This is a genomic window from Burkholderia sp. AW49-1 (assembly GCF_053427845.1).
Genome location: NZ_JBSAXF010000007.1, coordinates 260,392 through 273,435, shown reverse-complemented (window position 1 = coordinate 273,435; position 13,044 = coordinate 260,392). Strand labels below are relative to the sequence as shown.

The window sequence follows — 13,044 nt, the reverse complement described above, 5'->3', positions numbered from 1 at the left end:
ACTGGCCTGATGTCGAATGGGGGTCTTTCGGTGTCGGTTGGTTCGCGTTCGAATTCGGACAAGCAGCAGTCTTCGTCGGTCACGAACAACCGCAGTGCAATCGGCGCGCTGAACGGCAACCTGAGCGTGAGCGCGGGCAACGATTTGCATGCGACCGGCAGCATCCTGCATGCCGGCAACGACGTCGATCTTTCCGGCAAGACCGTGAAGATCGACGCAGCGACGGATACATCCAACTTTGCAGAGCAGCAGCAGTTCCGTCAGGCGGGTGTGACTGTAGGTGTGACCAATCCGGTCCTGGCGGCAGTGCAGACGGGACGGCAGATGGCGAATGCGGCGCAAAGCGTCGGTGGGGATCCGCGCCTGATCGCGCTGGCTGCCGCCACGACGGGCCTTGCGGCGAAGAACACCTATGACTCGCTCAAGCAGATGGGCGGCGACCCGATGAAGGCAGCCACGAGCGTCGGGATCAACGTATCGCTCGGCGCGAGCAAGAGCGACAGCCAGATGCAGGCGCACTCGAGCAGCGCTGTGGGTAGCACCGTATCGGCGGGGCACAACGTGACGATCGCGGCCGCTGGTGCCGGCAAGGACAGCAATCTTGACGTGATCGGCAGCACGATTTCTGCAGGTAACAACGCGAAGCTGGCCGCCGAGGGAAATGTGAACCTGAAGGCGGCAGAAAATACCAGCAGTCAGCACAGTACGAACAGCGGATCGAGTGCGTCGGTGGGCGTGTCGATCACCGTCGGCGACAAGACCGGGATAGCGTTCACGGCGGGCGTTGCCGGCAATCGCGGCCACGCGGATGGCGATTCATCGACGTGGACAAATACGCATGTGACCGCGGGCAACCAGCTTGCGATTCAGTCTGGCGGCGATACGAATCTGAAGGGCGCGGTCGCGTCCGGCAAACAGGTGATTGCCGATGTAGGCGGTGACCTGAACATCGAGAGCCTGCAGGACAAGGATCACTACGATTCGAAGCAGCAAAACGCGGGCGTTTCGGTGAGCGTATGCGTGCCGCCGCTTTGCGCCGGGAAGTCCAGCGTGGCGGGCAGCGTCGGCCAGACGAAGATGAACAGCGATTACGCGAGCGTGATCGAGCAATCGGGAGTCAAGGCGGGCGACGGCGGCTTCCAGGTCGACGTGAATGGCAATACGGATCTGAAGGGCGGTGTGATCGCGAGCAGCGACAAGGCGGTTCAGGACAATCTGAACACGCTGAGCACCGCGACGCTGACTCATAGCGACATCGAGAACCATGCGTCGTACGACGCTTCGTCGGTTGGACTATCGGGTGGCTATGGCGGCACCATCGGCAAGGATCAGAAGGGTACGGCGGATAACGTGAATCCGGTGCCGGGAACGTCGCTACCGAAGGGAGACGGCGGGCTGCAGGTCGCGCCGCCGGTAGCGCTTAGTGCGTCGGGCGATGCGAACTCGACGACCAAGAGCGGTATCAGCGGTGGCGTCGTCACGATCGCCGACGGCGCGAAGCAGCAACAACTGACCGGCCAGACGGCCGCGGAGTCGGTCGCGAGCATCAATCGCGATACGTCGAACACGGGTGGTGCGCTCGCGCCTATTTTCGACAAAGACAAGATTCAGGCCGGCTTCGACATCACGAGCCAGTTCATCAATCAGGCGGGGACATTCGTCGCCAATCGCGCGGCGGAAGCCGACGCCGCGAAGGCCGCGGCGAAGGACCCGACTCTGACGCCGGAACAACGCGCGGCGGCCCAGCAGCGCGCCGATGAACTGAACGCCAACTGGGGACCGAGCGGCACCTATCGGCAGGTGCTCACGGCGCTGTCGGTGGCAGCGGGCGGCAATGTGACGGGCGGGCTCGGCCAATTCGCGCAGAGTGCGACAGTGGCTTATCTGCAGCAACTTGGCGCGAATCAGGTGAAGCAGATTGCCGACAGCCTCGGCAGCGAGGAGGCGCGTGCGGCGCTGCACGCGATTGTCGGATGCGCCGGCGCGGCCGCCAGCAGTCAGAGCTGTGGTGCGGGTGCGATGGGTGCGGCGTCCAGTTCCGTGCTCGGTAGTCTGCTGGCGCCGTCGACGAATCTGTCGGCATCGGAGCGCGAAGCGCGCGACAATCTGGTGACCAGCCTGGTTGCCGGCGTTGCAGCGGTGTCGGGGCAGGATGTGGCGACCGCGGCTGGGGCGGGGAAGATTGAGGTCGAGAACAATCAGGTCTCGCCGATGGCGCCGGCTCCCGGCTGGCTCGCCGGGTTCAAACTACCGGGGTACAAGGGTGAGACGGCGGGCAAGGGTGACGGCGTGATTGTTGATCCGGCCACGGAGCTCGATCCGACGATCAAGCCGACTGGTTCGCTGATCTATCCGATGCCGGACGCGAAGACGGTCGGCGACTGGATCACGGCGATCATTCCGGATCAGGTCAAAAATCTGGTCGATTACGTCTTTACGATGGCGGGTGGAGACGGCAAGAACAGCGCGTTCTGGTCTTCAACAAAAGATAAGTCGCCCGTTGAAAACGCTTACGGCCATTCGACCAAGCACGGTGGCGAGTTCCCAGAGTATCAGAACTCGGTGCAATATGTTCAGTCCGCACAGGACTTCGTAAGCAATCCGCCGGCGGGAACACTGACGAAGACGAGACCGAATGGCGACACGTTGTATTATGATCCGGCGACGAACACATTTGCATCAAAAAACAAAGACGGTGCGCCAAAGACGATGTTCAAACCGACGGCTGGAATGGAATATTGGAACAAGCAATGAAGCAAGAGAAAGCAAGTTACGTACCCTGCCCATGTTGCGAGAGCCTGACCATAAGTGTAAGAGGCGATTATGAAATATGCTCTGTGTGCGGCTGGGAGGACGATCCCGTGCAATCAGATGATCCTGCGTTCGCGGGGGGCGCTAATCGAAGTAGCTTGAATGAGGCTCGCAAGCACTGGCAGACAACGAAAACAAAGGTGCATTAAAGGAAGAATTCAACTCGCGCTGGCACGAACGGCACTTCCGGAAACTGTGAAAGAGCGATGACGTAATCGATCGAGCTGAGTTGCGAAGTCATCGCCGCCGGTGACAGAGGGAAGGAATTCGTGCCTCGGTGGCCGCAAGACCATGCAACGGTAGATCCGTATCGCAGACCGGGATATTGACATGACGAACATCTCATTAGCGCAGCGTTTCCAAGAAGCTAGAGCACCCAAAATTGAAGTTGACGGTTGGGAAATATACGGTTTGTATGAGATCGACGTGTCTTCTGGGGAAACAGGACTGTCCCTTGATTTTGTATCAAGTAAAAAATCGACAATTCAAGGCGTCAATATAAAGGCAGTTAATTGTAATATTGAGATTAACAATCAGATTCTGACGGATTTTGTTATATGGGGGGATCACAGCCCGCAACATATTCCGATGAATGTGACGATTAAGAGGGGTGGAAAGGCCGCCCTTAAAGTCTGGAATGTTTGGAAATATGATGACGCTTCCCACGCGTGGATTGGAAATGCTGGAATGTTGGTGAAAAAGGACGATGGTCATATTGCATTCCATTGCAGTGACGGCACGGGTGAACCGGACTTCGAAGACCTTGTGTTTACGATTGATGTCGTCAAAGTGACCAAATAGCCACGTGGTGTCGGGCCAGCATAACAACTAACCACAAAATGACAATAACCAAACAGCTGGCGATCGTACCGTTCGCCGCTTTGATGGCGATCACCGTGCAGGCACAGCAAGCACCGACGCCCGCCGACCAAGCTGCCGCCGCACGCGCGAACGCGGAGCAGGATCGCCAGGCGCAACAGCAACGCGACGCGCAGCAGCGCGACGCTGCGGTGCATGCGCCTTCGGTCCGTTCCGAGGTGCCGCGTGTCGAGGCGTACCCGGTCATGCCTGCCGAAACGCCTTGTTTTCGCATTGAACGGTTTGCGCTCGACGTACCGGACGCGTTGCCCAGCGCAGTGAAAGCTCAGGGCGATTCGGCATTGCCGCTTGATCGCTTCGCTTTCGCACGCGAATGGCTCGCGCATTACGCAGGCGCGTGTGTCGGTAAGCAAGGTATCGACGTGCTGGTCAAGGGCTTGTCGCAAGCGATCCTGGCGCGCGGGTATGTCACCACGCGCGTCCTTGTGCCCGAGCAGGATCTGTCGAGCGGCACGCTGAATCTCTCGTTGATCCCCGGGGTAATCCGCCATGTGCGCTTCGCCGACGAAAAGCTCCGCGGCACCTGGAAGACCGCCTTCCCGAATGGCGACGGCGAACTGCTGAACCTGCGCGACCTTGAGCAAGGGCTGGAGCAGATGAAACGCGTGTCGAGCCAGGACGTGTCGATGAAGATCGTGCCGGCCGATGTGCCGGGTGAAAGCGACGTCGTGCTCGACGTGAAACGCGGCAAGCCGTGGACCGTCGTCGCGTCGATCGACAACTCGGGTACGCGCGCGACCGGCCGCCTGCAGGGCAACCTGTCGCTCGGCATCGACAATCCCCTTGGCCTAAACGACATCTTCAACATCGGCGTGAGCCAGGATCTTGAGTTCGGCGACAAGAGGCTCGGCTCGCACGGCTGGAACGGCTTCTATTCGATCCCGTGGGGCTACTGGACGGCGACGCTGTCGGCCTACACGAACACGTACTACCAGCAGATCGCCGGCGTAAACCAGACCTTCGTTGCGAGCGGCAATTCGAAGACGGTCGACTTCAAGCTGAACCGCGTGCTGTCGCGCAGCCAGAACGACGTGTTCGGTGCGCAGTTCCGACTGTCGCGCCGCTTCGGGCAAAGCTTCATCGAGGACACCGAGATCCCGCAGCAGCGCCGCAACAACACGTTCGTCGAGTTTGGCCTGACCGATCGCCATTACTTCGGCAACGCGCAGTTCGACGGCACGTTCGCGTACCGGCAGGGCATAGGCGCGTTCGGCGCGCAGGACGACACCCTGTCGGCCGACGGCGGCCCGACCTACCGCTACAGGATGGCCGTGCTCGACGCGAATCTGTCAGTCCCGTTCGCAATCGCACAGCAGCCGTTCCGCTACGTGACGACGTTCCACGGTCAGTACACAGGCAATACGCTGTACTACATCGATGACCTGACGATCGGCAGCCGCTATACGGTGCGCGGATTCGACGGCGAGACGATGCTCGCGGCGTCGCGCGGCTTCTACTGGCGCAACGAACTGCAGGCGCCGATCGGCCAGACCGGGCAGGCGGCCTATGCGGGCGTCGACTACGGCCGCGTGTGGGGTCCGCAGCCGGTTGGTCTCGTCGGCACGCAGCTTGCGGGCGCGGTGATCGGCGTGAAGGGCAGCGTCGCGACTCGAATGGGAGCCTTTGGTTACGACCTGTTTGCCGGCACACCGATCTACAAACCGTCCGGGTTTCCTACGGCACGCGTGACGGTGGGTTTTCAGGTCACGGCGCAGTTCTGAAGAAGGGGCGTAATCCGGTGCTCGCCCACCGTCGTCGTGGAGGACGGCGGTGAGGAGCGGGAAATGACAATTTTTTGATTGCATAGAGCGCGACGCTGTTGACATAGAGCCACGAGCGGCGACCCGGTTATCCGCGCTGCGGCGGCGGACCCTGTCCCTCGCCTTACACCCCGACCCCGTAAACCTCCCTCGCCGCCGCCCGAATCGCATCGGCCATCACCTCGACGGCCGGCGAATGCAGCCGGTCGGTGCGCGTGATGATCCCGAAATCGTCCATCCGGCAATCCATCTCCAGCGGCAGCACCGAGACGATCCCGTGTCGCGCGTAGTACAGCGCGACATCTTCCGCGAGCACCGCGATCATGTCGCTCTGCTCGATCAGCTGCGTGATGAACAGCAGCGCGGCCGTCTCGACGACGTTCGCTGGCGGCGCCAGGCTCGCGCGCTGGAACACGAGCTCGAAGCGGTGGCGCAGCACGCTGCCGGCCGGCGGCATCACCCACGCGGCGCGCTGCACGTCGGCGAGCGACAGCGGTGCCTGCGCGAGCAGCGGATGGCCGGGCCGCACGACCGCGGCGACCGGCTCGCCGGTCAGCGGCTCGTAGCGCAGGTGCAGCTTGTCGTGTTCGGCGGACAGCCGGCCGAGCACGATGTCGAGCCTGTCCTGCGCGAGGTGTTCGAGCAGCGCGTTGCTCGTGTCGATCGCGACGGACACGCGCACGTTCGCATGCGTGCCCTTCACCGCGGCGACGGCCGGCGGCACGAGCCGCAGCCCCGGCGACGTGATCGCGCCCACCGCCACGTGCCCGAGATGGCCGGCCTTCAGCGCGGCCAGTTCCTCGCGCGCCTGGTCGAGGCTGCCGAGCGCCGCGCGCGCGTGGCGGATCAGCACGTCGCCATACAGCGTCGGCCGCATCCCGCGCGGCAGCCGCTCGAACAGCACCGCGCCAATCGATTCCTCGAGCTCGCGCAGCAGCTTCGACGCGGCCGGCTGCGTCATGTTCAACGCGGCCGCCGCGCGGTGAATGCTGCCTTCGTCGGCGAGCGCGACGAGCAGCAGGAGCTGGCGGGTCTTCAGGCGGTTGCGGTTTCCCCACGGGCTGGCTTCTTGCATCGTACGGGTTTATATCGATATCGGAATCGATATCGTAATCGCCTAAAACGTCATTAGCCAGTTATCAAAATTCTGCCTAGACTGCGCCGGTATCCCGTCACCACAGGACTGACGATGTCGGCAACAAAACCCAGGCTGCGCTCCACCCAATGGTTCGGCACGAACGACAAGAACGGCTTCATGTACCGGAGCTGGATGAAGAACCAGGGCATCCCCGATCACGAGTTCGATGGCCGGCCGATCATCGGCATCTGCAACACGTGGTCCGAACTGACGCCGTGCAACGCGCACTTCCGCAAGCTCGCCGAGCACGTGAAGCGCGGGATCTCGGAAGCCGGCGGCTTCCCGGTCGAGTTTCCGGTGTTCTCGAACGGTGAATCGAACCTGCGGCCGTCGGCGATGCTCACGCGCAACCTCGCGTCGATGGACGTCGAGGAAGCGATCCGCGGCAACCCGATCGACGCGGTCGTGCTGCTCGCCGGCTGCGACAAGACGACCCCGGCGCTGCTGATGGGCGCGGCGAGCTGCGACGTACCGGCGATCGTCGTGTCGGGCGGGCCGATGCTGAACGGCAAGCTCGAAGGCAAGAACATCGGCTCGGGCACGGCCGTGTGGCAGTTGCATGAATCGCTGAAGGCGGGCGAGATCGACCTGCACCACTTCCTGTCGGCCGAGGCCGGGATGTCGCGCTCGGCCGGCACCTGCAACACCATGGGCACCGCGTCGACGATGGCGTGCATGGCCGAGGCGCTCGGCGTCGCGCTGCCGCACAACGCCGCGATTCCGGCCGTCGATTCGCGCCGCTACGTGCTCGCGCACATGTCCGGCATCCGCATCGTCGAGATGGCGCTCGAAGGGCTCGTGCTGTCGAAGGTCCTGACGCGCGCCGCGTTCGAGAACGCGATCCGCGCGAATGCGGCGATCGGCGGCTCGACCAACGCGGTGATCCACCTGAAGGCAATCGCGGGCCGCATCGGCGTGCCGCTCGAGCTGGAGGACTGGATGCGCATCGGCCGCGACACGCCGACGATCGTCGACCTGATGCCGTCCGGGCGCTTCCTGATGGAGGAGTTCTATTACGCGGGCGGGCTGCCGGCCGTGCTGCGCCGGCTCGGCGAAGGCGGGCTGCTGCCGCACCCGGACGCGCTGACGGTCAACGGCAAGTCGCTGTGGGATAACGTGCGCGAAGCGCCGAACTACGACGACGAGGTGATCCGCCCGCTCGACCGGCCGCTGATCGCGGACGGCGGCATCTGCATCCTGCGCGGCAATCTTGCGCCGCGCGGCGCGGTGCTGAAGCCGTCGGCGGCGAGCCCCGAGCTGCTGAAGCATCGCGGCCGCGCGGTGGTGTTCGAGAACCTCGATCACTACAAGGCGACGATCAATGACGAAGAACTCGACGTCGATGCCAGCTCGGTGCTGGTGCTGAAGAACTGCGGGCCGCGCGGGTATCCGGGGATGGCCGAGGTCGGCAACATGGGGCTGCCGCCGAAGCTGCTGCGCCAGGGCGTCAAGGACATGGTGCGGATCTCGGATGCGCGGATGAGCGGCACGGCTTACGGCACGGTCGTGCTGCACGTCGCGCCGGAAGCCGCCGCGGGCGGGCCGCTGGCCGCCGTGCGCAACGGCGACTGGATCGAACTCGACTGCGACGCCGGCACGCTGCACCTGGACATTACGGATGACGAACTGCAGCGCCGCCTGTCGGACGTCGATCCGACCGCGGCGCCCGGCGTGGCCGGCCAGCTCGGCAAGGGCGGCTACGCGCGGCTGTACATCGATCACGTGCTGCAGGCCGACGAGGGGTGCGACCTCGACTTCCTGGTCGGCATGCGCGGTGCCGACGTGCCGAGTCATTCGCATTGAACGGCAGGCGGGCGCGGGCAACGGCCCGCGCGACGCGAAGTGGCGATATGAAACCGTGAACGCTTGATGGCCTCGCCTCGAGGCCGACGCAGGACCGAACCATGACATCGAGCAGCACGCCGCGTTATCGCGGCATCTTTCCCGTCGTCCCGACGACGTTTTCCGACACCGGCGAGCTCGACCTCGCGAGCCAGAAGCGCGCGGTCGACTTCATGATCGACGCGGGCTCCGATGGCCTGTGCATCCTCGCGAACTTCTCCGAGCAATTCGCGATCACCGACGACGAACGCGACGTGCTCACGCGCACGATCCTCGAACACGTCGCCGGCCGCGTGCCGGTGATCGTCACGACGTCGCACTACGGCACGCAGGTGTGCGCCGCGCGCAGCCTGCGCGCGCAGCAGCTCGGCGCGTCGATGGTGATGGCGATGCCGCCGTATCACGGCGCGACGTTCCGCGTGCCCGAAGCGCAGATCTTCGACTTCTTCGCGCGCGTGTCGGACGCGATCGACATCCCGATCATGATCCAGGACGCGCCCGCGAGCGGCACCGCGTTGTCCGCGCCGTTCCTTGCGCGGATGGCGCGCGAGATCGAGCAGGTCGCGTACTTCAAGATCGAGACGCCCGGCGCGGCGAACAAGCTGCGCGAGCTGATCCGGCTCGGCGGCGACGCGATCGAAGGGCCGTGGGACGGCGAGGAAGCGATCACGCTGCTCGCCGACCTGCATGCCGGCGCGACCGGCGCGATGACGGGCGGCGGGTTTCCGGACGGCATCCGGCCGATCCTCGAAGCCTTCCGCGAAGGGCGGCACGACGATGCGTTCGCGCGCTATCAGGCGTGGCTGCCGCTGATCAATCACGAGAACCGCCAGTCCGGGATCCTCACCGCGAAGGCGCTGATGCGTGAAGGCGGCGTGATCGCGTGCGAGCGGCCGCGGCATCCGATGCCGGAACTGCATCCGGACACGCGCGCGGAGCTGATCGCGATCGCGCGCCGGCTCGATCCGCTCGTGCTGCGCTGGGCGCACTGAGCAAGTGGCGAAGGAGGAACGCAGATGAGCAACGTGATTTCGCTGGGCGTGATCGGGATCGGCAAGATCGCGCGCGACCAGCACCTGCCGGCGATCGCCGCCGAACCGGGTTTCGTGCTGACCGCGTGCGCGAGCCGTCACGCGGAAGTCAGCGGCGTGCGCAATTATCAGGACCTGCGCGCGCTGCTGGCCGCCGAGCCCGAACTCGACGCGGTGTCGCTGTGCGCGCCGCCGCAGGTGCGCTACGCGCAGGCGCGCGCCGCGCTCGAAGCCGGCAAGCACGTGATGCTCGAAAAGCCGCCGGGCGCGACGCTCGGCGAAGTGGCCGCGCTCGACGCGCTCGCGCGCGAACGCGGCCTCACGCTGTTCGCGACCTGGCATTCGCGCTGCGCGAGCGCGGTGGAACCGGCGCGCGCGTGGCTCGCGACGCGCACGATCCGCGCGGTGCAGGTGCGCTGGAAGGAAGACGTGCGGCGCTGGCATCCGGGCCAGCAGTGGATCTGGGAGCCCGGCGGCCTCGGCGTGTTCGATCCCGGCATCAACGCGTTGTCGATCGTCACGCGGATCCTGCCGCGCGAACTCGTGTTGCGCGAGGCGACGCTCTACGTGCCGAGCGACGCGCAGATGCCGATCGCGGCCGAACTCGATTGCGCCGATACGGAAGGCGTGCCCGTGCGGGCGGAATTCGACTGGCGGCACGGCCCCGTCGAGCAATGGGAGATCGCGGTCGACACGTCGGACGGCGTGCTCGCGATCAGCCGCGGTGGCGCGCAATTGTCGATCGGCGGCGAGCCGGTCGAGATCGGGCCGCAGCGCGAGTATCCGGCGCTGTATGCGCAATTCCGCGCGCTGATCGCGCGCGGCGAAAGTGACGTCGACGTGCGGCCGTTGCGGCTCGTCGCCGATGCGTTTCTGTTCGGGCGGCGCGTCGGGACCGACGCGTTCGGCCGCTGACACCGTGCCGGCGCGCGCCATCGCGAGCGCGACCGCGCACGAAGGTAGTTGAAGACCCAAGCCAATACAAGGAGACACCGCATGAACCGCACGATTCGCCGACACACCCTGCGCGCGCTGCTGGCCGCGCTTTGCATTGCGCCGCTCGGGATGCACGGCGCGGCGCACGCCGACGCGCCGCTGAAGATCGGCTTTCTGGTGAAGATGCCCGAGCAGGCATGGTTCATCAACGAGCAGAACGCGGCGTCCGCGCTGGGCCAGAAGGAAAACTTCTCGGTCGTGAAGATCGGCACGCCGGACGGCGAGAAAGTGCTGGCCGCGATCGACAACCTCAACTCGCAAGGCGCGCAGGGCTTCGTGATCTGCGCGCCCGACGTCCGCCTCGGGCCGGCGATCGCCGCGCGCGCGAAGCGCTACAACATGAAGTTCGTGACGGTCGACGATCAGCTCGTCGACTCGACCGGCAAGCCGCTCACGAACGTGCCGCACCTCGGGATGTCGGCGACCAAGATCGGCAACCAGGTCGGCCAGGCGATCGCCGACGAGATGAAGCGGCGCGGCTGGAAGCCCGAGGAAGTCGGCGCGCTGCGCATCACCAACTACGAGCTGCCGACGGCGAAGCTGCGCACCGACGGCGCGACGCAGGCGTTGCTTGCGAACGGCTTCCGCAAGGAGAACATCTTCGACGCGCCGCAGAAGACGACCGACGACAGTGGCGGCCTCGAGGCGGCCTTCCCGGTGCTCTCGCGCCATCCGAACGTGAAGAAATGGGTGGTCTTCGCGCTGAACGAGGAAACCGTGCTCGGCGCGGTGCGCGCGACCGAACAGCTGCACATCCCGGCGGCCGACGTGATCGGCGTCGGCATCAACGGCGCGGGCGAGGCGTTCGCCGAATTCCAGAAGAAGGAACCGACCGGCTTCTACGGGACGATCGCGGTCAGCTCGACGAACCACGGCAAGGACAGCACGCAGAACCTCGTCGACTGGATCCGCAACGGCAAGATGCCGCCCGCCGACACGCAGACGAGCGGCAAGCTGATGACGCGCGCGAACTGGCAGGCCGTGCGCGCCGAGCTCGGCATCTGAGCGTGCGGGGCGACGACGCGATGACGATGCAGACGATGACGGCCGTGTCCGACAACGACGACGCGGCCACGGCCGGCGATGCGCTGCTCGCGCTCGACGGCATCACCGTGACGTTCCCGGGCGTGCGCGCGCTCGACGGCGTGTCGCTGTCGGTGCGCGCGGGCGAAGTGCACGGGCTGATGGGCGAGAACGGCGCGGGCAAGTCGACGCTGCTGAAGGTGCTGTCCGGCGTGAACCAGCCGCAGGCCGGCACGCTGACGCTGAACGGCACGGTGCAGCGCTTCGCGTCGACGCGCGCCGCGCTCGAGGCCGGCATCGCGATCATCTACCAGGAGCTGCATCTGGTGCCCGAGCTGACGGTCGCGGAGAACCTGATGCTCGGCCAGTTGCCGAGCCGGCTCGGCGTGGTCGACGAACGTGCGCTTGCCGTACGCGCGCTCGACGCGCTGGAGCGGCTCGGCGAGCATATCGATCCGGACATTCCGGTGAAATATCTGTCGATCGGCCAGCGCCAGATGATCGAGATCGGCAAGGCGCTGATGCGCGATGCGCGCGTGATCGCATTCGACGAGCCGACCAGCTCGCTGTCCGCGCGCGAGACCACGCAGCTGTTCCGCATCATCCGTTCGCTGCGCGCGGAAGGCCGCGCGATCATCTACGTCACGCACCGGATGGAGGAAGTCGACGCGCTGTGCGACCGCGTGACGGTATTCCGCGACGGCCGCCGGATCGAGACGTTCGAATCCGTCGCCGATCTCGACCGGGACCGGCTGATCGGCTGCATGGTCGGCCGCTCGATCGAGGACGTGTACGGCTACCGGCCGCGCACGGCCGGCGACGTGCTGATCGAGGCGAAGGGGCTGATGGGGCCTGGCCTGTCCGAGCCGGTGTCGTTCGCGGCGCGGCGCGGCGAGATCGTCGGCTTCTTCGGGCTCGTCGGCGCGGGGCGTTCGGAGCTGATGAAGCTGCTGTACGGCGCGGCACGCCCGAGCGGCGGGCACGTCGAGCTGGGCGGCAAGCGCGTCGCGTTCGCGAGCCCGCGCGACGCGGTGCGTGCCGGCATCGCGCTGTGCCCGGAGGACCGCAAGCAGGAAGGCATCGTCGCGATCGCGTCGGTCGCCGACAACCTGAACATCAGCGCGCGCCGCCATTTCAGCCCGGCGCGCGTGCTGCTCGACGCGCGGCGCGAACGCGAACTCGCGCAACGCTACATCGAGCGGCTCGCGATCAAGACCCGCGACGGCGAGACGCCGATCGGCGCGCTGTCGGGCGGCAACCAGCAGAAGGTCGTGCTCGCGCGCTGGCTGGCCGAGCGCATCGACGTGTTCCTGATGGACGAGCCGACGCGCGGCATCGACGTCGGCGCGCGCGCGGAAATCTACAACCTGTTCTACGAGCTCGCGGAAGCGGGCCGCACGGTGATCATCGTGTCGAGCGACCTGGCCGAGGTGATCGGCGTGTCGGACCGCATCGTCGTGATGAAGGAAGGGCGGATCGCGGGCGAGGTCGCGAAGGCGCAGGCGACGCCCGACGCGCTGATCAAGCTCGCGCTGCCGCGCTAGCGCAGTCAACCGGAAAGCAA

At 65.5% G+C, this 13,044-nt stretch carries 10 protein-coding genes; 9 read left to right on the top strand and 1 reads right to left on the bottom strand.

Annotated elements, in window-relative coordinates:
* From ACV22W_RS14515 to ACV22W_RS14500, 4 genes are all read left to right on the top strand, one after another.
* The coding region (locus ACV22W_RS14515) for a hemagglutinin repeat-containing protein (RefSeq protein ID WP_448020051.1) at positions 1-2,754 on the top strand (2,754 nt) is incomplete at its 5' end.
* A complete protein-coding gene (locus ACV22W_RS14510) occupies positions 2,751-2,960 on the top strand; it encodes a CPCC family cysteine-rich protein (RefSeq protein WP_448020049.1) in 210 nt (69 codons plus the stop codon). The genes ACV22W_RS14515 and ACV22W_RS14510, both read left to right, overlap by 4 nt.
* Before the next feature lie 181 nt (positions 2,961-3,141).
* Positions 3,142-3,612 carry a hypothetical protein gene (locus ACV22W_RS14505; protein WP_448020047.1) on the top strand — a complete coding sequence of 157 codons (471 nt, stop codon included), beginning with the start codon at positions 3,142-3,144 and terminating at the stop codon, positions 3,610-3,612.
* A gap of 38 nt (positions 3,613-3,650) precedes the next feature.
* Complete coding sequence (locus ACV22W_RS14500; protein ID WP_448020046.1) at positions 3,651-5,411, top strand: ShlB/FhaC/HecB family hemolysin secretion/activation protein; 1,761 nt, start codon at positions 3,651-3,653, stop codon at positions 5,409-5,411.
* A 163-nt stretch (positions 5,412-5,574) separates the two neighbouring features.
* Here ACV22W_RS14500 and ACV22W_RS14495 read toward each other — a convergent pair whose 3' ends face one another.
* Complete coding sequence (locus ACV22W_RS14495; protein ID WP_175910787.1) at positions 5,575-6,525, bottom strand: LysR family transcriptional regulator; 951 nt, start codon at positions 6,523-6,525, stop codon at positions 5,575-5,577.
* 114 nt (positions 6,526-6,639) lie between these two features.
* Here ACV22W_RS14495 and ACV22W_RS14490 point away from each other — a divergent pair, with 114 nt between their 5' ends.
* The 5 genes from ACV22W_RS14490 to araG all read left to right on the top strand — a co-directional run bounded on the left by ACV22W_RS14490 (position 6,640) and on the right by araG (position 13,024).
* Entirely contained in the window at positions 6,640-8,391 is a 1,752-nt protein-coding gene (locus ACV22W_RS14490) for an IlvD/Edd family dehydratase (protein WP_448020044.1), read from the top strand.
* 101 nt (positions 8,392-8,492) lie between these two features.
* On the top strand, positions 8,493-9,422 hold the full coding sequence (locus ACV22W_RS14485) for a dihydrodipicolinate synthase family protein (RefSeq protein ID WP_059528961.1): 930 nt from the start codon (positions 8,493-8,495) through the stop codon (positions 9,420-9,422).
* Positions 9,423-9,446: 24 nt separating this feature from the next.
* On the top strand, positions 9,447-10,376 hold the full coding sequence (locus ACV22W_RS14480) for a Gfo/Idh/MocA family protein (RefSeq protein WP_059689236.1): 930 nt from the start codon (positions 9,447-9,449) through the stop codon (positions 10,374-10,376).
* An 81-nt stretch (positions 10,377-10,457) separates the two neighbouring features.
* A complete protein-coding gene (locus ACV22W_RS14475; RefSeq protein ID WP_448020043.1) occupies positions 10,458-11,462 on the top strand; it encodes an arabinose ABC transporter substrate-binding protein in 1,005 nt (334 codons plus the stop codon).
* Between the two features lie 20 nt (positions 11,463-11,482).
* Positions 11,483-13,024 carry an L-arabinose ABC transporter ATP-binding protein AraG gene (araG, locus tag ACV22W_RS14470; RefSeq protein WP_448020042.1) on the top strand — a complete coding sequence of 514 codons (1,542 nt, stop codon included), beginning with the start codon at positions 11,483-11,485 and terminating at the stop codon, positions 13,022-13,024.
* The last annotated feature ends 20 nt before the right edge of the window (positions 13,025-13,044 follow it).

Coding starts and splice junctions, on each gene's coding strand:
- ACV22W_RS14510 (WP_448020049.1), top strand. CDS start 2,751: ATGAAGCAAGAGAAAGCAAGTTACGTACCCTGCCCATGTTGCGAGAGC.
- ACV22W_RS14495 (WP_175910787.1), bottom strand. CDS start 6,525: ATGCAAGAAGCCAGCCCGTGGGGAAACCGCAACCGCCTGAAGACCCGC.
- ACV22W_RS14480 (WP_059689236.1), top strand. CDS start 9,447: ATGAGCAACGTGATTTCGCTGGGCGTGATCGGGATCGGCAAGATCGCG.
- ACV22W_RS14505 (WP_448020047.1), top strand. CDS start 3,142: ATGACGAACATCTCATTAGCGCAGCGTTTCCAAGAAGCTAGAGCACCC.
- ACV22W_RS14500 (WP_448020046.1), top strand. CDS start 3,651: ATGACAATAACCAAACAGCTGGCGATCGTACCGTTCGCCGCTTTGATG.
- araG (WP_448020042.1), top strand. CDS start 11,483: ATGACGATGCAGACGATGACGGCCGTGTCCGACAACGACGACGCGGCC.
- ACV22W_RS14475 (WP_448020043.1), top strand. CDS start 10,458: ATGAACCGCACGATTCGCCGACACACCCTGCGCGCGCTGCTGGCCGCG.
- ACV22W_RS14490 (WP_448020044.1), top strand. CDS start 6,640: ATGTCGGCAACAAAACCCAGGCTGCGCTCCACCCAATGGTTCGGCACG.
- ACV22W_RS14485 (WP_059528961.1), top strand. CDS start 8,493: ATGACATCGAGCAGCACGCCGCGTTATCGCGGCATCTTTCCCGTCGTC.